The organism is Oceanobacter antarcticus (assembly GCF_044962685.1).
Taxonomy (GTDB): Bacteria; Pseudomonadota; Gammaproteobacteria; order Pseudomonadales; family Oceanobacteraceae; genus Oceanobacter; species Oceanobacter antarcticus.
The window spans coordinates 1-533 of record NZ_JBBKTX010000065.1 but is presented as its reverse complement, the minus strand read 5'-3'; the positions used below and the strand labels follow the sequence as shown (position 1 = coordinate 533).

Sequence of the window (533 nt, the reverse complement as noted above, 5' to 3'; positions counted from 1 at the left end):
GGGTTGTCTTCCGTTGAGAACATTTGCTCGGGCACCAGGTGTTCCATGGCGGAGAGGCGAGCGCCACTGGCCCGGTTGTAGGCAATCCACAAATCCGTGTCGTTGCTTTCGTGTACCAGCAAGTGAGTGATGTGGTCGACGTCCATCGTCAGCCCCTCAATGGTGACGTTGCGAGGAATACCGAACCAGTATTGTGGAATGACATTGGTTTTGAACAGACCATAGCTCGGGGCCTTGTAGCTCACCATATTCGCGGCTCTGGCTCCCAGATCATCCTGAATATTGTTGAGCACAAAGTAGCTGAGAATGGTGCTGTACAGCAAATCCCCGACCAGTTGTTGTTTACCCAGATCGGTATAGTCTTCTGCCGTGATTTTTGCCTGGGTAGCTTCGAGGTCAGTTTTCAGTGCTTCTGCCTGAGTTGGGCTAATCCCCTGCAGATCCAGCGCAATGGCTCGATATTCACCAGCGACCGGGCGGTTAGTGGTGGTTTTCCAGCCACGCCCCGGTTGCCAGTACCCCATTTCAGACAG

At 53.7% G+C, this 533-nt stretch carries 1 pseudogene; it reads right to left on the bottom strand.

Features of this window, described 5'->3' with window-relative positions:
* Nucleotides 1-533: pseudogene (locus WG929_RS20910) on the bottom strand (transglutaminase-like domain-containing protein); the annotation flags it as partial.